This window comes from Streptomyces sp. NPDC005496 (genome assembly GCF_042872045.1).
GTDB lineage: Bacteria > Actinomycetota > Actinomycetes > Streptomycetales > Streptomycetaceae > Streptomyces.
In genome coordinates, this window is the sequence record NZ_JBIAJQ010000018.1 from 1 (window position 1) to 26,345 (window position 26,345).

Genomic DNA, 26,345 nt, shown 5'->3' on the forward strand with positions numbered 1-26,345 from the left:
AAGGCCAGCAGCACCAGTACCGCGGTGAGCAGGACGTTCCAGACGAAGATCGGCATGCGGAACATCGTCATGCCGGGCGCGCGCATGCAGATGATGGTGGTGATGAAGTTGACCGCGCCGAGGATCGTGCCGAAGCCGGAGAAGGCCAGACCCATGATCCACATGTCGGCGCCGATGCCCGGCGAACGGACCGCGTCCGAGAGCGGGCTGTAGGCGAACCAGCCGAAGTCGGCCGCGCCCTGCGGGGTGAGGAAGCCGCCCACCGCGATCAGCGAGCCGAACAGGTAGAGCCAGTAGGCGAACATGTTCAGCCGCGGGAACGCCACATCGGGCGCGCCGATCTGCAGCGGCATGATCCAGTTGGTGAAACCGGCGAACAGTGGCGTCGCGAACATCAGCAGCATGATCGTGCCGTGCATCGTGAACGCCTGGTTGAACTGCTCGTTCGACATGATCTGCAGACCCGGCCGCGCCAGCTCCGCACGCATCAGCAGCGCCATGACGCCACCGATGCAGAAGAACGCGAACGACGTGATCAGGTACAGCGAGCCGATCGTCTTGTGGTCGGTGGTCGTCAGCCACCTCACCACGGTGGCTCCGGGCCGGTGCGTGCGTACGGGCGGGGACGGCGCGGACGGCGGCGTCGTCACAGTGTTGCTCTCCATGCCCCGCCTGTGTCCGCACCCCGCGCGGCCGTCACACTCGGGGTGAGCGACGAGCGTCACACCGGCGGGTGTGACGATCACCGGCCTGCCGGACATCAAAGGGACATGAGCAACGACGAGATCTTCGCCGCTGCCTATCGCGAGCACTACTGGGCGGTCAGCCGCTACGTTGCGCGGCGACTGGACGGCCGGACGAGCGAGGTGGAGGAAGTGGTGGCGGAGGTGTTCACCGTCGCCTGGCGCCGGCGTGCGGAGCTGCCGGCGACCCCGCTGCCCTGGCTGTACGGCGTCGCCCGCAACTGCCTGGCCAACGCCGTACGCGGGTACGGCCGGCGGCGACGGCTCGTCGACCGCATCGGCCACCACGAGACCGCGCACCGGCGGCAGATCGTGGACAGCCCCGACACCGAGACGCCCGGCGACTGGGTGCACGAGGCGCTGGCCCGCCTGGCCCCCGGCGACCAGGAGGTGCTGCGCCTCACGGCGTGGGAGGGACTCGGCATCGACGAGATCGCCGTCGCCCTCGGCTGCGGGAGCAGGGCCGCCGCGATGCGGCTGCACCGCGCCCGTGGCCGGCTGAGGACCGAGATCGACCGTATGCGGGACACCGGGCGCCCCCGCGCGTCCGCGACGCCGGGCGCCGGTACCCCCGGCCACGACAGCACGAAGGAGCACGGCCATGGCTGACGAACTCGACCTGCTGCGCCGCGCCGACCCGGTGCCGTCCGACGACCCCCGCTACCGCGACCGGCCCCTCCACCCCCGGGCCGAACGCCGCCTGAACCACCTGCTGACCGGCGACCGGGCACGCGTACGGCACGGGCGGCGCTGGGCCTGGGGTCTCGCCGCGTCCGCCGCCGTCGCGGCGCTCGCGCTGACCCTGCTGCTGTCCGGGACGACCACAGCGCCCGCCGTCGCCGCCCCCCGCCCGCTGGTCGTCGAGGCCGGTTCCGCCGCCGTCCCCCTGGACCGGATCGCCGACGGCGCGGTCGCCGCGGGCGAGTCCCCGCGCCTGCGCCAGGGCACGCACGTCCAGACGTGGAGCCTCGCGATGACCGGCGGCCCCGGTGGCCGGCCGCCGTTCACCCTCCCCGAGGAGCGCGTGGTGCGCTGGAAGGCCGACGGCAGTCACACCGAACTCGTCGTGGCGACCGACCCGCGCCACCCGGGCAGGCCGGTGATCACCGACGGAGGAGACACCCCGCGCACCGTCCAGGACGGTCACGTCCTGAGCCGGCGGTCGTACCCGCCCAGCTGGAGCGACGCCCCGCCCGCCGCGCGTCCCCCGCACGACGTCCGCCGACTGCGCGCCTACCTGGAGGAGATCGACTACGCCGACACCATGGACACGCCCGGCCTGCTTGACGCCGTGGCGGTGCTGCTGGACCACTGGACCCCGGGCGGCCGGGAGTCGGCGGCCCTGGCCCGAATCCTCGCCGACGCCGAGGGGCTGCGGCCGCTCGGCGCCGTGACCGACCGCCTCGGACGCGAGGGGCAGGCATACGTGTACGACGACACGGCGCACTCCACGCGCCGGATGCTGATCCTGGACCCGGCGACCGGCGCCGTCCTGGGCCTTGAGGACACCGTCACCGAGGACGAACCGGAGTACGGCGTCCAGGCGGGCGACGTGATGTCGTACAGCGCCTGGCTGCGCTGACCCGACGCCGGGCCGGTGACGCGCGGCGCGGCGGTGCCCGGTGCCGCACCCGGTCCCTCACGGAGGGAGCCGGCGCCGACGCGCACGAGGACGCAGCACCCGCAGCACCGAGCGCACGAGGAAGAGGGACGCGGGCCACCGGGTGGAGGGGACCGCATGCTGCCGCCGGGACGGCGTCGGACGGGACTGGCCCATGGTCGCTCGCGCCGAGAAGGTCCAGGTCACCCGGGACGTGACGTGGGCCTGCGGCCACCGCCGCGTCACTCGTCCCATGCCTGGAGCAAGGTGTGGTCGACGATCTTCCCGTCGCGCAGCGACATCATCGACTGGGACAGCACCTTCACCCCGTCCGGATACTCGCAGGACTCCGTGAAGGCGACGTGGTCGCCCTGGACGACGCACTGCTCCATCTTGTGGGTCATGTCCCGGCTGTAGACGTCGGCGAGCATCTCGCCGATCTTGTCCCGTCCGTGCATGACCATCGGGTGACTGGGCTGCGTGTTGCGGTCGACCACCCGTATCTCGGCGTCGTCCGCGTAGAGCGACAGGAGTGCCGCCGCGCTGTGTCCTTCGATGCCCCGGCGCAGAGCCTCGGTGTCGAAGGCGGGACCTGCTGCGGTGCCCATGATGACCTCCTTGCGAGGGCCGCGGCCCGGCGAGGAGCGGGCCGAGAGGGCCTCTCCTTCGAGGCTCCTCCGCCGCGCGGCGGTCGGCAAGCGCAGGCCGTGCTGTGCGCCTCTCGGGTGAGGAGCCCCGTACGGCCGTGTCCGGACGGGGCCCGGCGCCGTTGCTGAGGTCATGATCTCAACACGACGCATCGTTGCCGCCGTTGGTCTCGCCGTCAGCGCCACGGGGCTCGCCGCCCCGGCCGCGAACGCGCTCGGTGCCGACACCCTGGGCGTGGCGCCGATCAGCCCGGTCGCGCAGCTCGACGCGCTCGCCCAGAGCAACGTCCCGGCCGAGCACCGCGAGCAGCTCCCGCACGTGTCCAGCCAGCTCGCGGGCCTCAACCGACTGCACGACCTCGAACAGCTGCACCAGGTGACCGACCTCGTCGCCCCCGCCGTCGGGCTGCTCCCCGTCGGCCTCGGCTGACATCGGGTACGCGCCGGCTCCCGGGAGTCCGGCACCGTCCTCCAAGGGCCCCCGCTCAGGCGGGGGCCCTTGACATTCCCCGGTCGCGGCCGGAGCATCCGGGTAGCTGAACGAACGAAAGTTCACCCTGCGAACAACGATGCTCGGGCCGACTCCGGGCATCCTGGTTGCGTACCGCCGTAGTGACGTACCGAAGGAAGCCGCGCCATGGCCATCACCCGTGAACTGCTGATCGGCGGCAAGGACGTCCCCGCCGCCTCGGGCCGCACCGCCGAGGACGTCGACCCCTACACCGGCGAGGTGTACGCGACGGTCGCCGCCGCGGGCCCCGAGGACGTCACCCGGGCCGTGGACGCCGCCGACGCCGCCTTCGAGCAGTGGGCCGCACTCGCCCCCTTCGCCCGGCGGACGATCTTCCTCGACGCGGCCGGCCTGCTGGAGGCCAGGGGTGACGAGGTGGCCGAGCTGATGGCGCGGGAGGCCGGCGGCACCCGGCCGTGGGCGCTCTTCAACGTCGCCCTGGCCGCGAACATCCTGCGCGAGGCCGCCGCCGCGATCACCGCCCCGCGCGGTGAGGTGCTCAGCGCCCAGGAGGAGGGGGTGCTGGGACTCGCGGTGCGTGAACCGCTCGGCGTCGTCGCCGCGTTCGCCCCCTGGAACGCGCCCGTCATCCTCGGCACGCGGGCCGTCGCCGCGCCGCTGGCCGCGGGCAACACCGTCGTCGTCAAGGCGAGCGAGGACGCGCCGATCGCCTGCGCGCTGCTGATCGCGGACGTCCTGGGGGAGGCGGGACTGCCCGACGGAGTGCTGAACGTGATCACCAACGACCGTGAGGACGCGGCCGAGATCGCCGAGGCGCTGATCGCGGACCCCCGCGTGCGCGCGGTCAACTTCACCGGCTCCACCGGCGTCGGACGCGTCATCGGCACCCACGCCGCCAGTCATCTCAAGCCCGCGGTGCTGGAGTTGGGCGGCAAGAACGCCGTGCTCGTGCTCGACGACGCCGACGTGGACTACGCCGTCGACGCCGTCACCTTCGGGGTGTTCATGAACTCCGGGCAGATCTGCATGTCGGGCGACCGCATCCTCGTCCACGAGTCCCTCGGCGAGGAGTTCACCCGCAAGTTCACCGCGAAGGTCGCCTCGCTCCGGGCCGGCGACCCCGGCCACCCGCACACCGTCGTCGGCCCGCTGGTCACCGCCTCCGCCGCCCGGCGAGTCACCGCGCTCGTCGAGGACGCCGTGGCCAAGGGCGCCACCGTCCTCACCGGAGGCGGCGAGCCGGACGGCGCGGTGCACCCCGCGACCGTGCTCACCGGCGTCCCGAAGGACGCGGAGCTGTACTACGCGGAGGCGTTCGGACCGGTCTGCGTCGTGGAGACCTTCGCCGACGACGACAGCGCCGTGGCCGTCGCCAACGACACCGACAACGGGCTGACCTGCGGGGTCATCACCGAGAACGCCACGCACGGACTCGCCGTCGCCCGCCGCATCCGTACCGGCATCGTGCACATCAACGACCAGTCCGTCGCCGACGAGCCGCACGCGCCCTTCGGCGGCGTCAAGGCCTCCGGTTACGGGCGGTTCGGCGGGCGCTGGGGCGTCGAGGCATTCTCCAGCACGCGCTGGATGACCATCGCCACCCAGCAGGCCCACTACCCCTTCTGATGGTCCGTCACCGTCCGGTGCACGGGTCAGCCCGAGGTCGCGAGGAACTGCGTGGCCGCCAGTTCGGCGTAGAGCGGGTCCCGCGCGACGAGTTCACGGTGGGTGCCCACCGCGCGCACGCGGCCCGCGTCCATCACGACGATGCGGTCCGCCATCGTCACCGTGGACAGCCGGTGCGCGACCACCAGGACCGTCGTCGTCCGGGACACGTCGGCGACCGTGTCGCGCAGCGCCGCCTCGTTCACGGCGTCCAGTTGCGAGGTGGCCTCGTCCAGGAGCAGCAGACGGGGGCGGCGCAGCAGGGCGCGGGCGATGGCGACGCGCTGGCGCTCGCCCCCGGAGAGCCGGGTGCCGCGGTGGCCGACGAGCGTCTCCAGGCCGCGCGGCAGCCGTTCGAGCAGACCGTCGAGGCGGGTGGTCTTCACGACCCGGTCCAGCTCCGCCTCGTCCGCCTCCGGGTTCCCCAGCAGCAGGTTGTCGCGCATCGTGCCCGACAGGACCGGGGCGTCCTGCTCGACGTAGCCGATGGCGGCCCGCAGCCTGGGCAGCTCCCAGTCCTCCAGCGGGCGCCCGTCGACGCTGATCACCCCCGCCTCCGGCTCGTAGAAGCGCTCGATGAGCGAGAACACGGTCGTCTTGCCCGCGCCGGACGGCCCGACGAAGGCGGTCATGCCCCGCGCCGGGACGGCGAACGTCACACCGTGGTGGACGTACGGCAGATCGTCGGCGTACCGGAAGCGCACGTCCTCGAAGGCGAGCGCGGCCGGTTCCGCGCCGGGGGAGGGCAACGGCGCGGGCAGGGAGACCGGTTCTGCCGGCAGGCTCAGCGCCTCCTCGATCCGGGCGAGCGCCGCCGCGCCGGTCTGGTACTGCGTGACGGCGCCGACGACCTGCTGGATCGGCGACATCAGATAGAAGACGTAGAGGAGGAACGCGACCAGCGTGCCGACGTCGATGGCGCCCGTCGCGACCCGGGCACCGCCCACCGCGAGCACGGTGATGAACGCGATCTGCATCGCGAGGCCCGCCGTGTTGCCCGCGGCCGCCGACCACTTGGCCGCGCTCACGCTCTGGCGCCACGACTCCTGCGCCGCCGCGTGCACGGCCCGCTCCTCACGCTGCTCGGCGCCGGACGCCTTCACCGTGCGCAGCGCGCCGAGGACCCGCTCCAGCGAGGCGCCCATCACGCCGACCGCGTCCTGCGCCCGGCGGCTCGCCCGATTGATGCGCGGCACGATCACACCGAGCACGGTGCCCGCGCCGAGGATCACCGCGAGGGTGACGCCCAGCAGCACCGGGTCGACGAAGCCCATCATCGCGACGGTCGCGGCCAGGGTCAGCCCGCCGGTGCCGAGTCCGACGAGCGAGTCGGTGGTGACCTCCCGCAGCAGCGTCGTGTCCGAGGTGATGCGGGCCATCAGGTCGCCCGGCTCGCTGCGGTCGACCGCGGGTATCCGCAGCCGCAGCAGGTACGAGGACAGGGTGCGCCGGGCGCCGAGCACCACGGACTCCGCGGTGCGCCGCAGGACGTACGAACCGAGGGCGCCCACCGTCGCGTTGGCGACCACCAGCACCGACAGGCCGAGCAGGGCGCCGGTGATGGAGCGGTCGTGCGAGAGGTCGTCGATGAGTCGCCGTGCCACCAGCGGCAGGACCAGCCCCGTGGCCCCGGTGCCGAGCGCGAGCAGCGCGCCCGCCAGCAGTGCCCACCGGTGCGGCCGTACGTACCCGAACAGCAACCGCCAGGCGGGCGTGGCCGCTTCGGTGTCAGCGATGGTCACGGCGCTCCTCGTGGGAGTCGGGGCGGAACACTCAGGCTACGTCCCCGTGTCCCCGGCGAGGGGCGGGACCAGGGGATTCACGGATCGCCCGCGAGATCGCCGGGGCCGGCCCGCGGCCGTCGGGACGGGCGTCACGCCGCCCGCGCCCCACGGCATCACCGGCACGGCGCCGTGGGGCACCGGCGCGTGGCCGCGCTCGGGGTTCACGAGCCGGCCCGGACCTGCCCCGGGGTCTTTTCCGGGGCCGCCCTCTCACCTGGCCCGCTACCCACCGGTCACCCCGTAGGGTCGGCTGACAGAACGTCCACCGAAGGGAAGGTTCCACACATGGCGCAGGAAGTACGCGGCGTGATCGCACCGGGCAAGGACGAGCCGGTGCGCGTCGAGACCATCGTCGTGCCCGATCCGGGGCCCGGCGAGGCCGTGGTGCGGATCCAGGCCTGCGGGGTGTGCCACACCGACCTGCACTACAAGCAGGGCGGCATCAACGACGACTTCCCCTTCCTGCTCGGCCACGAGGCCGCGGGCGTCGTCGAGTCGGTCGGACCGGACGTCACGGACGTCGCGCCCGGCGACTTCGTGATCCTCAACTGGCGTGCCGTGTGCGGGCAGTGCCGTGCCTGTCGGCGCGGGCGGCCCTGGTACTGCTTCGACACGCACAACGCCACCCAGAGGATGACCCTCACGGACGGCACGGAACTGTCGCCGGCCCTCGGCATCGGCGCCTTCGCCGAGAAGACCCTCGTCGCCGCGGGACAGTGCACCAAGGTCGACCCGGCGGTGTCGCCCGCGGTCGCCGGACTCCTCGGCTGCGGCGTCATGGCGGGCATCGGGGCCGCGATCAACACCGGGAACGTCGGACGCGGGGACTCGGTCGCCGTCATCGGCTGCGGCGGCGTCGGCGACGCGGCGATCGCCGGGTCCCGGCTGGCCGGCGCGGCGAAGATCATCGCCGTCGACATCGACGACCGCAAGCTGACCACCGCCCGCGAGCTCGGCGCCACGCACACGGTCAACTCCCGTGAGAGCGACCCCGTCGAGGCGATCCGCGAACTGACCGGCGGCTTCGGCGCCGACGTCGTCATCGAGGCCGTCGGCCGCCCCGAGACCTACCGGCAGGCCTTCTACGCCCGCGATCTCGCCGGCACGGTCGTGCTGGTCGGCGTGCCCACCCCGGAGATGAAGCTCGAACTGCCGCTGCTGGACGTGTTCGGGCGCGGCGGTTCCCTCAAGTCCTCCTGGTACGGCGACTGCCTGCCCTCCCGCGACTTCCCGATGCTGATCGACCTGCACCTCCAAGGCCGCCTGGACCTGGGCGCGTTCGTCTCCGAGACGATCGCGCTCGACGACGTGGAGAAGGCCTTCGAGCGAATGCACCAGGGCGACGTCCTGCGTTCGGTGGTGGTCTTCTGATGACGCACGCCCGTATCGACCACCTCGTCACCTCCGGCACCTTCTCGCTCGACGGCGGCACCTGGGAGGTGGACAACAACGTCTGGATCATCGGCGACGACCACGAGGCGATCGTCATCGACGCCGCCCACGACGCCGACGCCATCGCCGAGGCGGTGGGCGACCGCACGCTGAGGGCCATCGTGTGCACCCACGCGCACGACGACCACATCGACGCGGCGCCCGCGCTCGCCGAGCGGACCGGTGCCACGATCTGGCTGCACCCCGACGACCTGCCCCTGTGGAAACTGACCCACCCCGGCCGGCTGCCCGACGCCTGGCTGGCCGACGGCCAGGTCATCGAGGCGGCAGGCACGGACCTGACCGTCATGCACACCCCGGGCCACGCCCCGGGCGCGGTCTGCCTGTACGCCCCCGGCCTCGGCAGTGTCTTCACCGGTGACACCCTCTTCCAGGGCGGCCCGGGAGCCACCGGCCGCTCCTACTCGCACTTCCCGACGATCGTGGAGTCGATCCGCGAGCGCCTCCTCGGCCTGCCGGCGGACACGGTGGTGCGCACGGGACACGGAGAGACGACCACCGTCGGCGCCGAGGCACCCCACCTGGACGAATGGATCGCGCGCGGCCACTGACGGCCCCCGCGCCCCCGGACGCGGGGCCCGCACCCCGGGCCCCGCACCCTCCGGACCGTGCACCCCCGCCCGTCACGGGACCGCCCGGCGCGACGGCCCGGACCCGGAAGTCCCCGGGAAAAGACGACAGAGGATGTCCGGCTTCCACGACACCCTCATGACCACACCGGCCGACGGCACCTCGTCGGTCAAGGTGAGGGACACGCACACGGAGGTCGGAAGATGCCAGGAACGCTGGACGGCAGGGTCGCACTGGTCGCGGGGGCGACCCGGGGCGCGGGACGGGGCATCGCCGTCGAGCTGGGCGCGGCGGGAGCGGTCGTCTACGTCACCGGGCGCAGCACCCGCGAGCATCGCTCGGAGTACGGCCGGCCCGAGACCATCGAGGACACGGCGGACCTGGTGACCGCGGCGGGCGGCACGGGCATCGCCGTACCCACCGACCACCTCGTGCCGTCCGAGGTCCGCGCGCTCGTGGACCGCATCGCGGAGGAGCAGGGCCGGCTCGACGTACTCGTGAACGACGTGTGGGGCGGGGAGCTGCTCTTCGAGTGGGACACCCCCGTCTGGGAGCACGACCTCGACAAGGGGCTGCGGCTGCTGCGGCTCGGCGTCGAGACGCACGCGATCACCAGTCATCACGCCCTGCCGCTGCTGCTGCGCCACCCCGGCGGCGTGGTGGTCGAGATGACGGACGGGACCGCCGAGTACAACCGCGCCAACTACCGCGTCTCCTTCTTCTACGACCTCGCCAAGTCCTCGGTCCTGCGCATGGCGTTCGCCCTCGGCCACGAGCTGGGCCCGCGCGGTGCGACCGCAGTCGCCCTGACTCCGGGCTGGCTGCGCTCGGAGATGATGCTGGAGCACTTCGGGGTGAGCGAGGACAACTGGCGCGACGCGCTGGAGAACGTGCCGCACTTCTGCATCTCCGAGACGCCGTTCTACGTCGGCCGGGCGGTGGCCGCGCTGGCGGCGGACCCCGAGCGGGCCCGCTGGAACGGGGCGTCGCTCTCCAGCGGCGGCCTCGCGAAGACCTACGGCTTCACCGATCTCGACGGCAGCCGCCCGGACGCCTGGCGCTACATGGTCGAGGTGCAGGACCCGGGCAAGCGGGCCGACGCGACCGGTTACCGCTGAACAGGGGCCGTACGGAACGCCGTTGAGGAGCTGTCGCGGTGATCTCCGGGCCAGTACGGTCGCCCGTATGACTGCGATGACGCGTTTCGAGGGGTACGGGGTTCTCATCACGGGCGCGGCCCGGGGCATCGGCGCGGCCACCGCCCGGCGACTGGCCGACGAGGGTGCCGGGGTCCTCGTCACCGACGTGGACGCGGCCGCCGCGCAGAAGACGGCCGCGTCCATCCGTGAAGGGGGCGGCCGGGCCGAGGCGTTCAGGTGCGACGTGTCCGACCGTGACTCCGTGGAGCGCGCCGTGGCGTACGCGGTGGAGGCGTTCGGTTCGCTGGACGTGCTGGTCAACAACGCGTACGGATGCACACCGGACGAGCGGCTGTTCGAGGACGAGTCCGACGAGGTCTGGGCGCGCGACCTCGACCTCACGCTGACCGGCGCCTACCGCTGCTGCCGCGCCGCGCTGCCGCACCTGGTCGCCGGTGGCCGCGGGGCGGTCGTCAGCATCGGCTCCGTCAACGGCCTCCAGGACTTCGGCAACCACGCCTACAGCGCGGCCAAGGCCGGCCTGGGCTCCCTGACCCGCACCCTCGCCGGTCACGCGGCCCCACGCGGGGTGCGCGTGAACCTGGTGGTGCCGGGCACGGTCCGCACCACCGCCTGGGAGGGCCGGGACGACGACCTGGAGCTGGCGAGGGAGCTCTACCCGCTGGGCCGGGTGGGGGAGCCCGAGGACATCGCCGCCGCCGTGGCCTTCCTCGCCTCGGCGGACGCCGCCTGGATCACCGGCACGACGCTGTGCGTGGACGGCGGGCTGACGGCGGTCAACACCGGTTTCCGGCGGTCCGTCCGGCAGCACCGTACGGACTGAGGGGCCGCGAGCGAGCCGGTCCCGCGCGCGCCGTGCGGGCGGGACTCACGGCGCGAGGGACTGCGCGGCCCGCACCAGGGCGTCCAGCACCCGGTCCGTGTCGGCCTCGGACGTACGCCAGTTGCTGAACGCGGCGCGCAGCGCGTGCGTCTCGCCGTACACCGTCGGCGTCAGGAACGTCTCGCCCGACGCGGCGACCTCGCGGGCCAGGGCGTGCACCCGCTCCCGCGTCGGACCCCCGGCGAGGGTGAAGCAGACGACGTTGAGCCGGACGGGTGCGAGCAGCCGCAACTCCGGTACGCCCTCGACGCGTTCACCGAGGCGCCGGGCCAGCGCGATGTTGCGCTCGACGATCTCGCGGTGCCCGTCCCGCCCGTAGGCCATGAGCGAGAACCAGGCCGGCAGCGCGCGCAGGCGCCGCGAGTTCTCCGGTGTCAGATGCAGGAAGTCGGGGTCCTCGGCCGGAAGTCCCAGGTAGGGCGAGGCGTTGTGGAAGACCTTGACCTGGAGGTCCTGGCGGCGGGTGAACTGGACGGCGGCCTCGTAGGGCACGTTCAGCCACTTGTGCAGGTCCACGCAGACCGAGTCGGCCGCGTCGAGTCCGTCGGTGAGGTGCGCGTGCTCGGGGGACAGCGCGGCGAAGGCGCCGAACGCCGCGTCCACGTGCAGCCAGAAGTCGTAGCGCTCGCGGAGGGCGGCGACGGCCCGCAGGTCGTCGAAGTCGACCGTGTTGACCGTCCCGGCGTTGGCCACCACCACGGCGGGCCGGCCGTCGAGGGCGTCGAGCGCCTCGGCCAGCCGTCCGACGTCGACGGCCTCGCGGTTCCCGGCGAGCACCGGGACCGTGCGCAGCCGGTCGCGGCCGATGCCGAGGACGGACAGGGCCTTGGCGATGCTGGAGTGCGGGCTGCCCGACAGCACGTCGACGGGGCCGAGCGCCGCCGCCCCCTCGCGGGACACGCAGACCCCGAGCCGCTCGCCGAGCCATTCGCGGGCGACGGCCAGACCGACCGTGTTGGACACGGTGGCGCCGGTCACGAAGGCCCCGCTGTGCTCCTCGCCCAGCCCGAACAGCTCGCGCAGCCAGCCGAGCGTCTCGTGCTCCAGGGCGGCCGCGGAGGAGCCGGCGGCGCCGGACACGTTCTGGTCGTACGTCCCGGTCAGCCAGTCCCCGGCGAGGCTCGCCGGGGTCGCGCCCCCGGTGACGAAGCCGAGGTAGCGCGGCCCCGCGGAGCCGGAGAAGCCGGGCGCCCACCGCTCGGTGAAGCGGGCCAGCGCGCCGTCGGCTCCGGCACCCCCGGCCGGGAGGCGCTCGGCGTCCGGCGCCTTCCCGGGCTGGGCGGCCGGTCGGTCGGCGAGGCCGCCGATCTCCCGGGCGGCGACATCGCGGGCGGACTGCAGCAGTGCGGGGAACCGGGCCAGGTCCTGCGCCAGTACGGGATGCATGACCGCAGCCTAGGCAGTCCTGCCCGGCGGGTTCCGGGGCCAATCCGGGACAGGTGGCCCCCTTTGCTCCGGCCGGGGGCGGGGCGTAATGTCACCGTTCCGTCGCAGGGTGCGGGATGCCTACAACCGATTCCCCCGATCGCCTGTCCAAGAGTGCAAGAGACCGCAAGACCGTATGAAGGGGAAGGGCCTGCCATGGGGGACATCCGCAGACGGGGAGCCGTCGCACTCGGCGTCGCCGGACTGATCGCGCCGCTCTCGCTCGCGATCGGCGCCGCTCCGGCGAGCGCCGCGAGCTGTACGACGCAGACCGGGCCGTACCAGAAGCAGGTCGAGAAGTTCCTCGGACGCCCGGTGGACGGCAGGCAGTCCAGCGCCGACTGTCAGGCGACGCAGGCCTTCCAGACCAAGCACGGCATCAGCCCGAACATCGGCTACGCGGGATCCGTCACCTGGGGCGTGATGGATCTCATGAACAAGCAGAAGGCCGTCGGGAGCAACCCCAACAGGAGCGGGGCGTGCCCGGTGAACAAGGGCCGTATCGCCTGCGTGAACCTCACGCTCCAGCTGAGCTGGATCCAGGACGGCAGCACGCTCGTCTACGGCCCGGTGCCGGTGCGTACGGGTCGTGACGGGTACGAGACCCGCACCGGCCTGAAGAAGATCTACTGGCGGCACATCGACCACGTGTCGAGCATCTACAACGTGCCGATGCCCTACAGCCAGTTCTTCGACGGCGGTCAGGCCTTCCACTCGGTGGGCGTCAGCATGTGGAACCCGCCGGGCTCGCACGGCTGCGTGAACATGACCACGACCACCGCGAAGAAGTACTGGTCGCTGCTGAAGACCGGTGACGACGTGTTCGTGTACGGCCGGAAGCCCGGTACCTGATCCCTCGTCGTGTGAGCGGCGGGCTCCCGCCCGTTCGCTCACACATGAACAGGAGTGATCAGCTTCACGGTCCGATATGCCCGAAGATGCGTCTTTACTCACATCGCCTTCACGCCCGGAGCCGTATGCTTCACACCATGTCCACTACTCCTGAATCCACTTCGGCGCGCTCTGCCGCCGAGGTCAACGAGGAGATCCGGGCTCTGTGGTTCCGGACGGGCGGGACGCTGACCATGGACGAGCGGCGGGAGTACCAGCGGCTCGTCCTGGAGTGGGCAGCGGCCGCCCCGCGCTCCACGCAGGTGGCGTGAGCGCGTCTCCCACCGACCGATCCACCACCCTCCGCCTCCGGGGCGGCCGCCGTCGCCGGTGATCCGGCCCGGCCGCCCGGCGGAGATCAACCCCAACTCTGCGCGTAGCGCCTCCGGTAGCGGCTGCGCTCCTGCTCGGTACGGATGTACCGGGTGGCGACCAGCGCGATGATGCTCCCCGCGATGACCAGCAGCCCGGGACCGATGTTCCTCGGGTCCGTGAGCCGTGACACAAGCGTCTGCGAGGTGCCGGGCGTGCCCACCGGCTCGACGGCGCCGGGTGCCGCGGACCCGGGCGCCACGGCCGCGCCCTGCGTGGCGGCGGGTGCGGGCGAGGCCTGACCGGTCGGAGCGGCGGGTGCCGCGGGCTTCCCCGCGAGTCGCACGCCGAGCGCGGTGAGCGCCTTGGTCACCGGCTGGAAGAACGTCGTACCGCCCGCGTCGCAGTCCCCGTTGCCGCCGGACGTCACGCCCAGGGCGATCCCCTCCGAGAAGAGCGGGCCGCCGCTGTCGCCCGGCTCGGCGCACACGGTGGTCTCGATGAGACCGGTGACGGTGCCCTCCGGGTAGTTGACCGTCGCGTTGAGCGCGGTGACCTCGCCGTCGTGCAGCCCGCTGGTGCTGCCGCTGCGGAACACCCGCTGGCCGACCGCCGGATCGGCGGCCGCGGTGATCCGCACCCCGCGGTCCCCGCCGATGGCGACGACGTTGCTGCCCGCGTCCGTGCGGGCGTCCGTGTACTGCACCAGCGAGAAGTCACCGCCGGGGAACGACCGCGAGACCGTCCGGCCGACCTGCCGGGTGGCGGTGGTGTCGGCGAACCAGACGGAGCCCGCCGGACCGCAGTGCCCGGCGGTCAGGATGAACTCGCTCCGCCCGTCGGTCACGTTGAACCCCGCCGAGCACCGGCCGCCGTTGGAGAAGATCGGCTGGGCGCCGTTCAGCCGCGTGGTGAACGTGCCCCGCGTCCGCTCCATGCGGACCCGGTCCCCGATGCCGTCGGCCAGCTTCGTCATGCGGGACCAGTCGGCGGTGGAGACGGTGCTGTCGCCGCGGACCACCACCTCGTTGTGCGCGTAGTCCACGGCCCAGGCGGTGCCGGGCACCCGGGGCGCCGAAGTCAGGCTCTCGGTGGCCGACTTGAGGTCCCGCAGACTGTGGCTGACCATCTTGGGCCGGGCCCCGGCGCGCTTCACCTCGGCCGCCGCCTCCGCGTCCGTGACGGCTACGACCGTGCGCCCGTCGGACGCGATCCAACTGCCCGCGGTACGGGTCGCGCCGAGCCGGGCGACCAGTCCGGAACCGGGGTCGGCAGCCGAGGCTGCGGAAGATCCCGGGGCACGCGAGGTGTCGGACGGCTCGCTCGCCACGGCGTGCGTCACCATCAGCCCACCGCAGAGCAGTCCGCCGACGGCCGCGAATCGCGCCCCCCGTCGGACGATCCGTCGTCGTGCGTGCCTCATCCAGGGCTCCCGAAGCCGAACCGCGCGGTGTCACCACCGCCGGGGCGCCGGTCGAACGCCCTCCTCCCATACGTGCGTCCGCGCCGCGGTGTTCACCGTCCCGCGCCGACGTGTCCCGGGACCGGCCGGCTCAGAGCTTGCGTCCGACCCCGCCGAACATCGCCACCTCGTCCGGCTCCTCGCCGGACGTCGTCTCCGGGCGCCAGCGCGAGCAGGAGACCACGCCGGGTTCGAGCAGTTCCAGCCCGTCGAAGAAGCGGGCGACCGCCTCCGGGGTGCGCTGCTTCAGCTTCGGCGTGCCGTGCTCGTTCCAGAAGGCCACGGCCGCGTCCACGTCCGGCATCGACGGGCTGGTCACGGTGTGCGAGAGGACGAGGTGGCTGCCGGAGGGGAGGGCGTCGAGGAGGCGGCGCACCAGGCCGTACGCCTCCTCGTCGTCGTTGACGAAGATGACCACGCCGAGCAGCATCAGCCCCACGGGCTTGCTCAAGTCGAGGGTCTTGGAGGCGTGTTCGAGGATCGCGTCGACGTTGCGCAGGTCCTCGTCGAGGTAGTCCGTGCTGCCTTCCGGCGTGCTCGTCAGCAGCGCGCGGGCGTGCGCGAGGACGAGCGGGTCGTTGTCGACGTACACGATCCGCGCGTCCGGGGCGAGGCGCTGGGCGACCTCGTGGGTGTTGTCGGCGGTGGGCAGGCCGGTGCCGATGTCCAGGAACTGCTTGATCCCGCGGTCGGCGACCAGGTGCCGTACCGCCCGCCCGAGGAACAGCCGGTCGGCCTGGGCGTAGTCGCCTATGCCGGGGTGGAGTTGGCGGATCTGGTCGCCGGCGGCGCGGTCCACCTCGTAGTTGTCCTTGCCGCCGAGCCAGTAGTTCCAGATCCGGGCGGTGTGCGGCTGGGTGGTGACGATGCGGCTGCGCACCGGCTCGGAGGGGTGTTCCGCGGCTGCCTGGTTCTCGGGCACGTCCGGCTCCTGGTCGTGTGGGAGTGAGGTGTCAACAGGCAATCTAGACGGCCGAGTTGTCTCATGCGTCCGAAGGTGTGCCGCACGGCCCGCGCGGGCGTCGTCCCCGGCGGGACCGGCAGCCGTCCGGAGGTGTGCCGGCCACGCCCGCCGACGGAGGCGCGCGGGTCGGGGCCTCGGTGCGGGCAAGTCACTACCAATCGGTAACTTCCGCGTCGCCTGCTCTCCACTTCTTGTCGTGACCATGGCTGAAGCGGCGTCGGAGGTCTATCCTCGCCGCCCGGGACGACGAAGGGGACGGGAATGAGAGCACGCGGGGTGGGGCGCTGGGCCGGCACGGTCTCGATGGCCGTGGTCTTGGGGCTCGGCGGGACGGGGGCCGCCACGGCGGCACCGTCCACGGCGGCCGTGAGCGCGGCGCCGGCGCAGGCGGCCGGCATCGACTACGGCACCTGGCAGCAAGACGTCCAGGTCGTGATCGACCAGGCGCTGCCCTACGTGCGGCAGCGCACCGAGCAGGCCCAGGGGCAGCGGCTCGCGGTCGTCTTCGACATCGACAACACCGCGCTGGAGACGGACTTCCACCCTTGGTACGAGCTGCCCACCCCGGCGCTCAAGGCCTCGCTGGCGCTCGCCCGTTACGCCCACGAGCGCGGCGCCGCCGTCTTCTTCGTCACCGCCCGGCCGGGCATCATCGCCGCCGAGACGAAGTGGAACCTCAAGGCCGTCGGCTACCCCGTGGACGGACTCCACGTGCGCAGCCTGCCGGACCTGTTCGACGAGGTCAGCGCCTACAAGACGGGCCGGCGGGCGGCCATCGAGGCTCAGGGCTACACGATCATCGCGAACGTCGGCAACAACACGTCCGATCTGGTGGGCGGCCACGCCGAGCGGACGTTCAAACTGCCCGACTACGACGGCCAGTTGTCCTGAGCGAAGCGGCGGCGGCGAGTGTCCCGGGGCCGGGGCCGGGGGCGTCCCGAGCCCGGGAAGATCGGGCGGACAGGGCCTAGAATTCCGGTATGGATGATTCCCCGCTGGACGCGCTCGCCTCAGGCAAGTACCTGCTCGTCACCAGCTACCGCAAGAACGGCACGGGAGTCTCGACCCCGGTGTGGGTGGTCCGCGACGGGGACGCGCTGGGCATCTGGACCGCGGCGGACACCGGGAAGGTGAAGCGTATCCGCAACCGTCCGGACGTCCTGGCCGGCCCCTGCGACATGCGCGGCCACCCGACCGGCGCCCAGCTCCCCGCCAGGGCCGAGATCCTGGACGACGCCGGGACCGCCCGTATCCGGCAGCTCATCGCCCGCAAGTACGGAGTGGTGGGCCGCCTCACCCTGTTCGGCAGCCGGCTGCGCCGCGGCAAGGACGGGACCCTCGGGATCAGGATCACCCCGGCCGCCTGACCGCCTGACCGGAACCCGGGGTCGCGGGCACCCGGTCGGCGCCCGCGGCCCTAGCGTGCGCGCCCGCTCAGGCCTGCCTGCGGACCAGGAGCAGGGCGACGTCGTCGTCGGGTTCGGGGCGCAGGGCGGAGAGCAGCATGTCGCTGGTCTGCTCCAGGGGGCGCTGCGGGCCCTGGAGCAGCCGGGTCAGGGTCTCCAGGCCGGTGTCGATGGGGTCGTAGCGGTTCTCGACCAGCCCGTCCGTGTAGAGGGCGAGCAGCGAGCCCGGCGCCATCTCCAGTTCCACGGTGCCGAAGTCCACGCCCCCGACGCCGAGCGGTACGCCGCCGGGGATCTCCAGCAGCGTGGCGCTGCCGTCGGGCCGGATGAGGACGGGCGGCAGATGGCCCGCGCTGGAGAGTTCGCAGCTGCCCCGGCCCAGATCGCACACGGCGTAGACGCAAGTGGCGATCGTGTCGCCGAGCGAGCCGGTGATGTCGTCGAGGTGGCGCAGCAGTTCGGCGGGCGGCAGGTCGAGCCGGGCGAGCGCGCGGGTCGCCGTGCTCAACTGGCCCATCACCGCGGCGGACTGGACGCCCTTGCCCATCACGTCGCCCACCACGATCCCGGTCCGGCCGGGGCCCAGGGAGAACACGTCGTACCAGTCGCCGCCGACCTCGCTCAGCGCCGGGAGGTAGCGGGCGGCGATGTCGAGCCCCGCGTGCTCGGCCGGTGCGGGCGGCAGCAGACTCCGCTGGAGCGTCAGGGCCGCCGCCCGCTCGCGCCCGTACAGCCGCGCGTTGTCGACGCAGATCGCGGCGCGGGTGGCGAGTTCGAGGGCGAGGATGCGGTCCTGCTCGTCGAAGGGGCGCGGGTTGACGGACCGGTACAGGCTCAGCGTGCCGAGGACCTCGCCCCGGGCCACCAGGGGGACGGCCAGGTAGGAGTGCACACCCGCCTTGTGCAGCACCTGGGCGGCGTGCGCGTCCCGGGCGATGCGCCGCATCATCGCCTGGCCCACCTGTTCCACCAGTACCGGGCGGCCCTCGCGGACGCACTGCGTGATGATCCGGGACGAGCTGTAGGTGGCCAGTTCGCCCACCGGGTCCGCCGCGTGGATGGCGTCGGTGAGGTAGCCCGCCGCGACCGCCAGCGCTCTGAACTCGGCGTGGGCGTCCCCTACGACGGCTGTGGTGGTGCCGTACGTGACCACCGTCTCCAGCACGTCGACGGCGGCCAGGTCGGCCAGCTGCGGCACCGCCACGTCGGCGAGCTCCCGGGCGGTCTGCTGCAGGTCCAGCGTGGTGCCGATGCGCGCGCCCGCGTCCGCGATCACCGACAGGCGCTCACGGGCCTCGGACACCTCGGTCGCCGCGTTCTGCCGCTCGGTGACGTCGATGATGGCCACGGCCAGCCCGAGGACGCGGCCGTGCGTGTCCTCGATGCGGTGGTACGACTCCGAGAAGGCTCGTTCCTCCGGGTGTCCCGGGGTCCGGCCGATGGTCATCTGGTCCAGCAGCGGCTTGCCGGTGACCAGCACGTGCCGCATCCGCGACTCGATGACCTCGACCTCGAGCTCGGGCAGCACCTCCCGGATGCGCCGGCCGAGGACCTGCTCCTCCGGCACTCCGTTCATCCGCTCCAGGGCGGGATTGACGCTCACCCACCGCAGGTCGGTGTCGAAGACGGCGATGCCCACCGGGGTCTGCCGGACCAGGCTGTGCGACAGGGCCAGGTCCCGCTCCACGCGCCGCACGGTGGTGGCGTCCGCCGCCAGGCCCAGCAGGTGCGTCGCCCCCTGCCGGTCGCGCAGCCGCATGGTGCGGAACTCCACCGGCACCTCGGTGCCGTCCCGGTGCCGGAGCGGGAAGACGCCCGCCCATCCGGCACCCGACCGCACCTGTGCGAACAGGTCGCGGGCCCGCTGCCGGTTCTCGGGCGACACGAGCAGCTTGTCGGCCCGCCGGTCCAGGGCCTCGTCCGCGAGATAGCCGAGCAGTTGCTCCGCCTCGGGGCTCCACAGCACGACGTGTCCTTCGCCGTCCAGGACCACGGCCGCGACCTGGAGCAGGTCGAGCAGACCGCCCGGGGCCGCGGCGGTCCCGTCCCCCGGTCCCGCTGCGTACCCGTGCATTCCAGCCGCTCCTTCCGGCGCGGCCCCGACACCGCCAAGATCCGTGCCGCGGACTCTTCCGATTACGGCACAGCCCACCCGGCCGGGCAACCGCTGCACCGCCCGTGACCGGGCCCGAAAGCAAGCCGGACGCGGCAGGACATGGCACCTCGGCCGCCGAACAGACCTCCACACCGCTACGGAATCCGCTGTACCGGCAAACGAATCGATTGCCGTCCCTTGCTCAAGCGCGCTTTTCGATCGTACGCTCCCTGGTGACCGGTCACCGTCCGAACTGAGGTACTCCATGGATCGCGTCCGTCTCCAGCACCTGCTGGCCCGCGAGAGCGCGGAGGCCGAGCGCCGCAACCCGCGGTCCAGGGCCGCCTACGAACGCGCCGAGCACCTCTTCGGCCGGGTGCCGATGACCTGGATGAACAAGACCGCCGGCGCCTTCCCCCGCTACCTCGACACCGCCCGGGGCGCCCGGGTCACCGACATCGACGGCCACGAGTACATCGACTTCTGCCTCGGGGACACCGGCGCGATGGCCGGACACTCGCCCGCCCCGGTGGCCCACGCCGTCCAGCGGCGGTTCGCCGAGCTGGGCGGCGCCACCGCGATGCTGCCGACGGAGGACGCCGAGTGGGTGGGCGCCGAACTGACCCGCCGCTTCGGGCTCGCCCGCTGGAGCTTCTCGCTGACCGCGACCGACGCCAACCGCTGGGCGATCCGCCTGGCCCGCGCGGTCACCGGCCGCCCCAAGATCCTGGTGAACAGCTACAGCTACCACGGCAGCGTCGACGAGTCGCTCATCGTCGTCGGCCCCGACGGACACGGCACCGCACGGCCCGGCAACGTCGGCGCGCCCTGCGACGTCACCCTGACCAGCCGCGTCGCCGAGTTCAACGACCTCGACCAGCTGGAACGCGAACTCGCCCACGGCGACGTCGCCGCCGTACTGATGGAACCGGCGCTCACCAACATCGGCATCGTGCTGCCCGAGGACGGCTACCTGGCGGGCGTCGGCGCCCTGACCCGGCAGTACGGCACCCTCCTCGTCAACGACGAGACCCACACCTTCTCGGCCGGACCCGGCGGCTGCACCGCCGCCTGGGACCTGGAGCCGGACCTGCTCACCATCGGCAAGGCGATCGGCGGCGGCGTCCCGGTCGGCGCGTACGGACTGTCGGCCGAGCTCGCCGACCGGCTGCTCGGCCGGGACGACCTCGACCTGGTCGACATGGGCGGAGTCGGCGGCACCCTCGCAGGCAGCGCCCTGTCGGTCGCGGCGGCCCGGGCGACGCTGGAGCACGTGCTCACCGACGACGCCTTCGCCCACATGGCGAAGCTGTCCGAGCGGTTCGAGGACGGGGTGCGGGCCGGCATCGAGGCGCGGGCCCTGCCGTGGTCGGTGAGCCGGCTCGGCGCGCGCACCGAATACCGCTTCGCCGACCCGGCGCCGCGCACCGGGACGGAGTCCGCGGCGGCAGCGGACCCCGAGCTGGAGGACTTCCTCCACCTCTACCTGGCCAACCGGGGCATCCTGCTGACCCCCTTCCACAACATGGCGCTGATGTGCCCGGACACCACGGAGCGGGACGTCGACACGCACACCGAGGTCTTCGCCGCCGCCCTCGGTGAACTGGCGGGCTGAGCCGCGCCGTTAACCTTGGGCCCCCGAGCCGGAAGGAAGAGCGTGGACGAGATCGACCGGGCCATCCTGCGCGAACTGCAGACCGACGGCCGTATCGCGTACGCGGACCTGGGCCCGAAGGTCGGACTGTCCGCGTCGGCCGCCCGGCAGCGGCTGCAGCGCCTGCTCGACGCCAAGGCCGTCCAGGTGGTCGGCGTGACGGACCCGATGGGCATGGGCGGACAGTCCATGGCGCTGCTCGGCATCGCCGTCGACGGGGACCCCCGCGCCGTCGCCGACGAACTGGCCCGGCGCGCCGAGGTCGTCTACTCGGTGCTCACCTCGGGCGGGTTCGACCTGTTCGCCGAGGTGGTGTGCCCGGGCCCGAGGGACCTGCTCGACTTCGTCAACGACGTCGTACGGCCCATCGAAGGAGTCGCGCGGGTCCAGTCCTTCCCGTACTTCGGGATCCACACGCATCGCTTCCTCTGGGACGTCGGCTGACCGGAGCGCTCACCCGCGCGTCCGGCCCGCCAGCGCACGCAGCACGGCGGAGCGCCCGCGGTCGGGCACGGTCCACAGGGTCTGGCCGCGCACTCCCCAGCCTTCCAGCAGGGCGTTCGCGGCCAGGAACCCGGAGGTCGCGGCGCGTTCCATGAGGGCCACCGGCAGATCGGTGCGCACCAGGTCGCCGGCCACCGTCAGGCCCGGGTCCGGGGTCCGTACGGTCGGCCGCTCGCCGTATCCGCCGACCGGGAAGAGCGGGCAGTCGGCGCGCCACTCGTGCCGTGCGTCGACGACGTTCGCGTCACGCGTCTCCGGATACACGCGGTACAGCTGCTCGACGAGCCGCTTCTCCTCCACGTCCCGCACGCAGCCCTCCGGCAGCGCGTAGGCGTGCAGTTCCACGACGGAGCCGCCGGTGCGGGCGGCCCAGCGGGCGGCCTCGCCCTCCCAGCCGGAGAGCACGCTGACGTTGTCCAGCGAGCCGAAACCGCTCGTCCCGAGGAACCCGGGACGGTCCGGGGCCACCGGGCGGTCCAGCCACAGCCGCGAGACGAGGAACGGGGGAGCGGTGCGCAGCCCCGCCACCCGCTCGCGCCACCGGGCGTCGCCCAGCTCGGGCGAGCCGGCCACGACCGTGCGCAGCCCCTCGGTGTCCAGGGCGAGCACGACCGTGTCGTGCTCGCCCTCGCCGTCGGGGGTCGCGACCCGGTACCCGCCGTGCGTGCGGGGCTCGACGCACTCGACGGGCGTCGCCGTGCGCACCCGCGCGCCGAGCGCGGCGAGCCTGCGGGCCAGCGGATCCCACAGCGCGGCCGGGAAGGGCTCGCTCGGGACGTCGAACAGCAGCCCCTCGGAGGACCCGAGGAAGTAGATGTGGAACATCAGCACCATCTCCGCCGCCGACAGCGTCCGCGGATCGGCGAAGAAGCTCCGCGAGAAGACCTCGAAGGCCAGATGGTGCGCCGCCTCGGGGAAGCGGATCGAGGCGAGGAACTCGTGCGCGCTGACGCCGTCCAGCCGCTCGTAGACGTCCGGGACGCGCACGTCCAGCAGCGGCAGGGCCGCCGACGGGTTCATCCGCAGCAGGTCCCGCGCGCCGAACGTCGGGCTGAGGGCCACGAAACCGAGCGCGCTCCAGGGCGGTGTGCGCGGCACGTGCCGGAAGCTGTCCGCCAGGCCGCTGCTGTGCCGCAGGGGGTAGTCCGGCAGGGCGGTGAGCATGCCGAGCCCGGGATCGGCCCGGCGCAGCAGGCCCCGCAGGTTGTAGTACTGGCGGAAGAACGCGTGGAAGCCGCGGCTCATCGTCGCCGGGCTGCCGTCGGCGAGTTCGACGGGCCAGCCGGCGAGGCGACCGCCGAGGGTCCGGTCACGTTCGTAGAGCGTCACCCGCACCCCGCGTTCGGCGAGGGCGGTCGCGGCGGCGAGCCCGGCGATACCGCCGCCGACCACGGCCGTGGAGGGCGCGTCGCCGCTCACCCGCGCCCGTCCCGGTCGCGGGAGGATGACGCGGGCGCGCCGGTCCCGCCCCCGCCGCGGCGCGCCGCCCCCGGAACGCCCGTTCACACCGCACCGCCGTTCGGGGTGTCCTGGCGCAGGCCGACCACGGTGTGCACGATGCCGGTCTGCCAGCCCGGCACCGGCAGCACGCGGACCTGCCCGAAACCCGCGCGCCGCACCCGGTCGCCGAAGGCCTGAGCGGTGTCGAACTCCACGACGCTGCGCCACAGATGGCGGTAGAGGCGGCTGTCACCGGCGGCGGTGCCGGCGGGCAGGACGACGCCACGGCACACGGCGTTCCACACGGTGCGGTGGGCCGGCCGCCCGCTGAGCGTGTACTCGTGCACCGCGAGCCTGCCCCCCGGGGTGAGCAGCTCGTGCACGGCCGCGAGGATCCGGTCGGGGTCGGCCACGTTGCGGAAGAGGTACGCCGCCAGGACCGCGTCGAAGGGCCCTTCGACGCCCTCCTCGGCCAGGCGCTCCGCGGAGGTGTGACGGAACGTCACCCGCGGCGGCCAGCTCTTGGCCGCCGCCCGTTCCAGCATGCCCGCCGACGCGTCGACCGCCACGATCTCCGCCTCGGGCAGCACGGCGGCGAGCGCCGCGGTGGACGCCCCCGTGCCGCAGCCGAGGTCCAGCACCCGCCGGCCCGCCCCGCGGTCCGGCAGTCCGAGGCGGCGCACGGAGCGGCGCAGGTGGGCGTGGTAGCCGGGGTTGAAGGCGACCAGGCGGTCGTAGGTGCGGGAGGCGTGGTCGAACGCCGTGGCCAACTCCGCGTCGCGCAGCAGGGGCATGCAGTCTCCTCGATGTATGAAAGGGGGCGGCACCGGTTCGGCGGGCGTCAGGTGTCGGCGGGCGGACGCCGGGGCAGCCACGGCAGTTCGGCCGCGGTGCGCAGCATCGGCAGGACGGGGGTGCGCAGACCGACGGCGAGGTCCTCGTGGAGCCGGGTGCGGCCGTCGAGGAAGCGCAGCAGACGCTCGGCGGGCACGCTCGCGAACAGGCGCGAGAAGAAGTCCGCGCCGTCGACCCGGCCCGTGGCCAGCGCGCGCAGCAGCACGGCGTCCATCGCGCGGGACCGGGCCGAGTGCGCCGGCGGGGGAGCGGGCCGCCGGCCGGACCGCAACGCGGCCGCGATCGCGCGGGTCTGACGCTGCACCGCCGCGAAGGTGTACCCCGTCGACGGCCGGGTCGCGCCCCCGGCGGCACCGATCCGGAAGACCGCCTGTCCGGTCTGCCGGGCGAACGAGCCGTCGGTCATGGGGATCACGCCCGTCTCCCGCGCGGTCACCTCGAACGCGCCCAGACCGAGCACCTCCCCGGTGTAGTGGCGCAGGGCGGCCTCGTACCCGGACGCGGTCAGCGGCGCGGCGGAGAACTCGGTGTACTCGACCAGCGCGGTGTGCCGTCCGGTGGGCAGCACGTACCCGAACGACAGGCCCCGGTCCGGCTGCGGGGTGCGGAAGTCCATCAGGTCCACCACGTCGCGGTCGAAGACCGGACGGTCGGTGCGCACGAACCAGCCGTGGAAGTGCTGGAGCAGAGTGGTCCGGGCCGCGGGCAGCGCCCCCAGCGGCCGGGAGTCGAACACCCAGCGGGCGCGCACCCCGAGCGGTACGCCGGCCGGGGTGGACGCCCGCACCTGCGCGCCGCCGCCGGGCAGCCCCTCGACGCTGTCGACGACGGCCTCGATCCCGCGCACCGACCCGCGGGCGGCGAGGTCGTGGTGGACGAGCTCCTCGAAGTCGTCCGAGCACAGCATCTTGTAGCGCAGCGGGGCGATCCGGCTGTCGGTCCAGGAGCCCTCGCGGCCCCGGACCCTGAGGCGCTGCCAGGAAGCGGTCAGCGCACGGTCGTAGGCACCCGCGCCCGCCTCCCAGTAGCACCAGGTGCGGCGCGGTGGCCGCAGCGGTCCCGGCGGGGCCGTGAGCAGGACGACGGAGGAGGTGGGGCGGCCCGCGGCACCGGACGAGAGCCGGTGCGCCAGGGACAGGCCCGCGGCTCCCGCGCCGATGATGGCGACGTCCGCGTCGAGCACAGGTTCCACTCCTCGGATACGGCAGGGGGCGGCGGGCACGGGTATGCGCCCGCCGAAGCATTCCGCGTCCGGCACCCGCACGGATGCACGCCGCACCGAATCCTCCGCCGGGGTAGGCCCATCGGCGCATCACCCCGCTGAGCCGTCCGGGGCGCCGGCGCCGATTCGCCCTCGGGCGGGGCGCGCGATACGGGGGACCGGCGATCCCGGGGCGGGATGTGGCGACGGCCCGTGTGCCCATCGGCGCCGGGGCGGCGGAGCCGGTTCGCCCCCCCCGGGCCCGGGACGCGAGGTCGGGGGACTGGCGGCCCCCTAGGCCGGACGTGGCGACCACCCGTAGGGGAGGCCCAACGGGCATCGGCTGCCGAGGGGTCGGGGCAGCGGCCCTGGTTCGTCGTCCAGCCGGGAGGCGGGAACAGGAAGTAAGCGGCTTCGGTGCAGGCCGTGGTGACCGCCCGTCAATCGCCAGATCGCCAGGTCGAGGCGTCGGGAGCGGCGGCCCCCGTTCGCCCCGTGTCGGCGCGTGAGGTGCCGGGGGGCGATCCCAGGGCCGGATACGGCGGCCGTACGTCCGTCGGTGGATCGCCACGCCGAGGCGTAGGGGGCGGCGGCCCCCGTTCGCGCCCGGGCCGGGACGCGGGACCGGCGGGCCCGGAGGCCTGGCGTGGTGACCGTCCGTCCCTCGGTGCGTCGCCACGCCGAGGTGTGCGGGGCGGCGGCCCCGGTTCGTCGTCCGGCCAGGAGGCGGGAACGGGGGTCGGCGGCGCCAGGGTTGGACGTGGTGGCTGGCCCTCCATCGGCGCGCCGCGACCGAGGCGTCGGTGGCGGCAGTCTCGGTTCGCCCCCGGCCGACCGGGAGATACGGGCGCGGGCGATCCAGAGGCCGGACCTGGGGCCGGTCGCCCGGTGCTCCGGTGCCGTGTCGGACGGCGGGGCCGGGGGCCGGGACGCCGCCAGGTGGGTCTGGGGGCTCACCCGGACAGCGTCCGATTCGCGGCCGGGCTCGTGTGTCGCCGCGCTCCCGGCCCCCGCCCGCAGTAGCTTCACCGCTCGCGGCCGGCACGAGCCGGATCGGCTCCGGCGCCCCCGGACGACCCGGCGGCCGGGAAAAAGAGGACGCCATCGCATCCGACACGCCCACCCCGGCCGAATCACTTCCGGCAAACCCGCGTCCGCCA

Annotated in this window: 24 protein-coding genes; 14 read left to right on the top strand and 10 right to left on the bottom strand. The window is 73.4% G+C overall.

Annotated elements, in window-relative coordinates; all coding sequences use genetic code 11:
* Positions 1–665: cbb3-type cytochrome c oxidase subunit I (locus ACFYQQ_RS37855; RefSeq protein ID WP_388907060.1), on the bottom strand; the 665-nt coding region annotated here is incomplete at its 3' end.
* A gap of 105 nt (positions 666–770) precedes the next feature.
* On the opposite strand from ACFYQQ_RS37855, the gene ACFYQQ_RS37860 reads away from it, so the two are divergent.
* Both ACFYQQ_RS37860 and ACFYQQ_RS37865 read left to right on the top strand, forming a co-directional pair.
* Positions 771–1,352 carry an RNA polymerase sigma factor gene (locus tag ACFYQQ_RS37860; protein ID WP_356175714.1) on the top strand — a complete coding sequence of 194 codons (582 nt, stop codon included), beginning with the start codon at positions 771–773 and terminating at the stop codon, positions 1,350–1,352.
* Entirely contained in the window at positions 1,345–2,325 is a 981-nt protein-coding gene (locus tag ACFYQQ_RS37865) for a CU044_5270 family protein (protein WP_356239638.1), read from the top strand. Before ACFYQQ_RS37860 ends, ACFYQQ_RS37865 begins: the two co-directional genes overlap by 8 nt.
* A gap of 260 nt (positions 2,326–2,585) precedes the next feature.
* Here ACFYQQ_RS37865 and ACFYQQ_RS37870 read toward each other — a convergent pair whose 3' ends face one another.
* The gene (locus tag ACFYQQ_RS37870) at positions 2,586–2,951 is read right to left on the bottom strand and encodes a nuclear transport factor 2 family protein (protein ID WP_356175720.1); all 366 of its coding nucleotides are present in this window, start codon (positions 2,949–2,951) and stop codon (positions 2,586–2,588) included.
* A 172-nt stretch (positions 2,952–3,123) separates the two neighbouring features.
* Between ACFYQQ_RS37870 and ACFYQQ_RS37875 the strand changes: the two genes are divergently transcribed.
* Together ACFYQQ_RS37875 and ACFYQQ_RS37880 are read left to right on the top strand one after the other, a co-directional pair.
* Positions 3,124–3,420 carry a hypothetical protein gene (locus ACFYQQ_RS37875; RefSeq protein ID WP_355786009.1) on the top strand — a complete coding sequence of 99 codons (297 nt, stop codon included), beginning with the start codon at positions 3,124–3,126 and terminating at the stop codon, positions 3,418–3,420.
* Positions 3,421–3,627: 207 nt separating this feature from the next.
* The gene (locus ACFYQQ_RS37880) at positions 3,628–5,088 is read left to right on the top strand and encodes an aldehyde dehydrogenase family protein (RefSeq protein WP_388907065.1); all 1,461 of its coding nucleotides are present in this window, start codon (positions 3,628–3,630) and stop codon (positions 5,086–5,088) included.
* A 26-nt stretch (positions 5,089–5,114) separates the two neighbouring features.
* On the opposite strand, the gene ACFYQQ_RS37885 is transcribed toward ACFYQQ_RS37880, so the two are convergent.
* Positions 5,115–6,869 (bottom strand): ABC transporter ATP-binding protein, encoded by a 1,755-nt coding sequence (locus ACFYQQ_RS37885; protein ID WP_355794199.1) that lies wholly within the window; start codon positions 6,867–6,869, stop codon positions 5,115–5,117.
* Between the two features lie 327 nt (positions 6,870–7,196).
* Here ACFYQQ_RS37885 and ACFYQQ_RS37890 point away from each other — a divergent pair, with 327 nt between their 5' ends.
* From ACFYQQ_RS37890 to ACFYQQ_RS37905, 4 genes are all read left to right on the top strand, one after another.
* Complete coding sequence (locus ACFYQQ_RS37890; RefSeq protein WP_356175728.1) at positions 7,197–8,282, top strand: S-(hydroxymethyl)mycothiol dehydrogenase; 1,086 nt, start codon at positions 7,197–7,199, stop codon at positions 8,280–8,282.
* Complete coding sequence (locus ACFYQQ_RS37895) at positions 8,282–8,914, top strand: MBL fold metallo-hydrolase (protein ID WP_356175730.1); 633 nt, start codon at positions 8,282–8,284, stop codon at positions 8,912–8,914. The genes ACFYQQ_RS37890 and ACFYQQ_RS37895 overlap by 1 nt, the downstream gene beginning before the upstream one ends.
* A gap of 222 nt (positions 8,915–9,136) precedes the next feature.
* Positions 9,137–10,051 (top strand): SDR family oxidoreductase, encoded by a 915-nt coding sequence (locus ACFYQQ_RS37900; protein ID WP_356175733.1) that lies wholly within the window; start codon positions 9,137–9,139, stop codon positions 10,049–10,051.
* Between the two features lie 67 nt (positions 10,052–10,118).
* The gene (locus tag ACFYQQ_RS37905) at positions 10,119–10,916 is read left to right on the top strand and encodes an SDR family NAD(P)-dependent oxidoreductase (protein ID WP_356239652.1); all 798 of its coding nucleotides are present in this window, start codon (positions 10,119–10,121) and stop codon (positions 10,914–10,916) included.
* A 45-nt stretch (positions 10,917–10,961) separates the two neighbouring features.
* Here the strand turns inward: ACFYQQ_RS37905 and ACFYQQ_RS37910 are convergent, their stop codons facing one another.
* Positions 10,962–12,362 (bottom strand): pyridoxal phosphate-dependent decarboxylase family protein, encoded by a 1,401-nt coding sequence (locus ACFYQQ_RS37910; RefSeq protein ID WP_388907071.1) that lies wholly within the window; start codon positions 12,360–12,362, stop codon positions 10,962–10,964.
* Between the two features lie 195 nt (positions 12,363–12,557).
* Between ACFYQQ_RS37910 and ACFYQQ_RS37915 the strand changes: the two genes are divergently transcribed.
* Complete coding sequence (locus ACFYQQ_RS37915; protein ID WP_355795107.1) at positions 12,558–13,253, top strand: L,D-transpeptidase; 696 nt, start codon at positions 12,558–12,560, stop codon at positions 13,251–13,253.
* Positions 13,254–13,378: 125 nt separating this feature from the next.
* Positions 13,379–13,564 (top strand): hypothetical protein, encoded by a 186-nt coding sequence (locus tag ACFYQQ_RS37920; RefSeq protein WP_355795109.1) that lies wholly within the window; start codon positions 13,379–13,381, stop codon positions 13,562–13,564.
* Between the two features lie 86 nt (positions 13,565–13,650).
* Here the strand turns inward: ACFYQQ_RS37920 and ACFYQQ_RS37925 are convergent, their stop codons facing one another.
* Complete coding sequence (locus ACFYQQ_RS37925) at positions 13,651–15,027, bottom strand: S1 family peptidase (protein WP_356175745.1); 1,377 nt, start codon at positions 15,025–15,027, stop codon at positions 13,651–13,653.
* Positions 15,028–15,157: 130 nt separating this feature from the next.
* A complete protein-coding gene (locus ACFYQQ_RS37930) occupies positions 15,158–15,988 on the bottom strand; it encodes an SAM-dependent methyltransferase (protein ID WP_355794037.1) in 831 nt (276 codons plus the stop codon).
* Positions 15,989–16,291: 303 nt separating this feature from the next.
* On the opposite strand from ACFYQQ_RS37930, the gene ACFYQQ_RS37935 reads away from it, so the two are divergent.
* Together ACFYQQ_RS37935 and ACFYQQ_RS37940 are read left to right on the top strand one after the other, a co-directional pair.
* Complete coding sequence (locus tag ACFYQQ_RS37935; RefSeq protein ID WP_356175748.1) at positions 16,292–16,921, top strand: HAD family acid phosphatase; 630 nt, start codon at positions 16,292–16,294, stop codon at positions 16,919–16,921.
* 89 nt (positions 16,922–17,010) lie between these two features.
* On the top strand, positions 17,011–17,397 hold the full coding sequence (locus ACFYQQ_RS37940) for a PPOX class F420-dependent oxidoreductase (protein WP_355795532.1): 387 nt from the start codon (positions 17,011–17,013) through the stop codon (positions 17,395–17,397).
* A 67-nt stretch (positions 17,398–17,464) separates the two neighbouring features.
* On the opposite strand, the gene ACFYQQ_RS37945 is transcribed toward ACFYQQ_RS37940, so the two are convergent.
* Positions 17,465–19,510 carry a SpoIIE family protein phosphatase gene (locus tag ACFYQQ_RS37945; RefSeq protein WP_356175751.1) on the bottom strand — a complete coding sequence of 682 codons (2,046 nt, stop codon included), beginning with the start codon at positions 19,508–19,510 and terminating at the stop codon, positions 17,465–17,467.
* Positions 19,511–19,796: 286 nt separating this feature from the next.
* Between ACFYQQ_RS37945 and ACFYQQ_RS37950 the strand changes: the two genes are divergently transcribed.
* Positions 19,797–21,146: a transaminase gene (locus ACFYQQ_RS37950; protein WP_355792556.1), complete on the top strand. Its 1,350-nt coding sequence runs from the start codon at positions 19,797–19,799 to the stop codon at positions 21,144–21,146.
* Between the two features lie 42 nt (positions 21,147–21,188).
* The gene (locus ACFYQQ_RS37955; RefSeq protein WP_355792559.1) at positions 21,189–21,629 is read left to right on the top strand and encodes an Lrp/AsnC family transcriptional regulator; all 441 of its coding nucleotides are present in this window, start codon (positions 21,189–21,191) and stop codon (positions 21,627–21,629) included.
* 9 nt (positions 21,630–21,638) lie between these two features.
* On the opposite strand, the gene ACFYQQ_RS37960 is transcribed toward ACFYQQ_RS37955, so the two are convergent.
* From ACFYQQ_RS37960 to ACFYQQ_RS37970, 3 genes are read right to left on the bottom strand one after another with little or no spacing between them, the layout of a single operon-like run.
* A complete protein-coding gene (locus ACFYQQ_RS37960) occupies positions 21,639–23,135 on the bottom strand; it encodes an FAD-dependent oxidoreductase (protein ID WP_388907136.1) in 1,497 nt (498 codons plus the stop codon).
* A 56-nt stretch (positions 23,136–23,191) separates the two neighbouring features.
* Positions 23,192–23,923 (bottom strand): class I SAM-dependent methyltransferase, encoded by a 732-nt coding sequence (locus tag ACFYQQ_RS37965; protein WP_356175758.1) that lies wholly within the window; start codon positions 23,921–23,923, stop codon positions 23,192–23,194.
* A gap of 47 nt (positions 23,924–23,970) precedes the next feature.
* Complete coding sequence (locus tag ACFYQQ_RS37970) at positions 23,971–25,167, bottom strand: lycopene cyclase family protein (protein ID WP_356175761.1); 1,197 nt, start codon at positions 25,165–25,167, stop codon at positions 23,971–23,973.
* Between the last annotated feature and the right edge of the window lie 1,178 nt (positions 25,168–26,345).

Bases quoted from the DNA above. Each gene is read 5' to 3' on its own strand.
- ACFYQQ_RS37920 (WP_355795109.1), top strand. From the start codon at position 13,379: ATGCTTCACACCATGTCCACTACTCCTGAATCCACTTCGGCGCGCTCT.
- ACFYQQ_RS37905 (WP_356239652.1), top strand. From the start codon at position 10,119: ATGACTGCGATGACGCGTTTCGAGGGGTACGGGGTTCTCATCACGGGC.
- ACFYQQ_RS37865 (WP_356239638.1), top strand. From the start codon at position 1,345: ATGGCTGACGAACTCGACCTGCTGCGCCGCGCCGACCCGGTGCCGTCC.
- ACFYQQ_RS37945 (WP_356175751.1), bottom strand. From the start codon at position 19,510: ATGCACGGGTACGCAGCGGGACCGGGGGACGGGACCGCCGCGGCCCCG.
- ACFYQQ_RS37925 (WP_356175745.1), bottom strand. From the start codon at position 15,027: ATGAGGCACGCACGACGACGGATCGTCCGACGGGGGGCGCGATTCGCG.
- ACFYQQ_RS37940 (WP_355795532.1), top strand. From the start codon at position 17,011: ATGGATGATTCCCCGCTGGACGCGCTCGCCTCAGGCAAGTACCTGCTC.
- ACFYQQ_RS37875 (WP_355786009.1), top strand. From the start codon at position 3,124: ATGATCTCAACACGACGCATCGTTGCCGCCGTTGGTCTCGCCGTCAGC.
- ACFYQQ_RS37900 (WP_356175733.1), top strand. From the start codon at position 9,137: ATGCCAGGAACGCTGGACGGCAGGGTCGCACTGGTCGCGGGGGCGACC.
- ACFYQQ_RS37915 (WP_355795107.1), top strand. From the start codon at position 12,558: ATGGGGGACATCCGCAGACGGGGAGCCGTCGCACTCGGCGTCGCCGGA.
- ACFYQQ_RS37890 (WP_356175728.1), top strand. From the start codon at position 7,197: ATGGCGCAGGAAGTACGCGGCGTGATCGCACCGGGCAAGGACGAGCCG.
- ACFYQQ_RS37880 (WP_388907065.1), top strand. From the start codon at position 3,628: ATGGCCATCACCCGTGAACTGCTGATCGGCGGCAAGGACGTCCCCGCC.
- ACFYQQ_RS37965 (WP_356175758.1), bottom strand. From the start codon at position 23,923: ATGCCCCTGCTGCGCGACGCGGAGTTGGCCACGGCGTTCGACCACGCC.
- ACFYQQ_RS37870 (WP_356175720.1), bottom strand. From the start codon at position 2,951: ATGGGCACCGCAGCAGGTCCCGCCTTCGACACCGAGGCTCTGCGCCGG.
- ACFYQQ_RS37910 (WP_388907071.1), bottom strand. From the start codon at position 12,362: ATGCATCCCGTACTGGCGCAGGACCTGGCCCGGTTCCCCGCACTGCTG.
- ACFYQQ_RS37950 (WP_355792556.1), top strand. From the start codon at position 19,797: ATGGATCGCGTCCGTCTCCAGCACCTGCTGGCCCGCGAGAGCGCGGAG.
- ACFYQQ_RS37895 (WP_356175730.1), top strand. From the start codon at position 8,282: ATGACGCACGCCCGTATCGACCACCTCGTCACCTCCGGCACCTTCTCG.
- ACFYQQ_RS37935 (WP_356175748.1), top strand. From the start codon at position 16,292: ATGAGAGCACGCGGGGTGGGGCGCTGGGCCGGCACGGTCTCGATGGCC.
- ACFYQQ_RS37860 (WP_356175714.1), top strand. From the start codon at position 771: ATGAGCAACGACGAGATCTTCGCCGCTGCCTATCGCGAGCACTACTGG.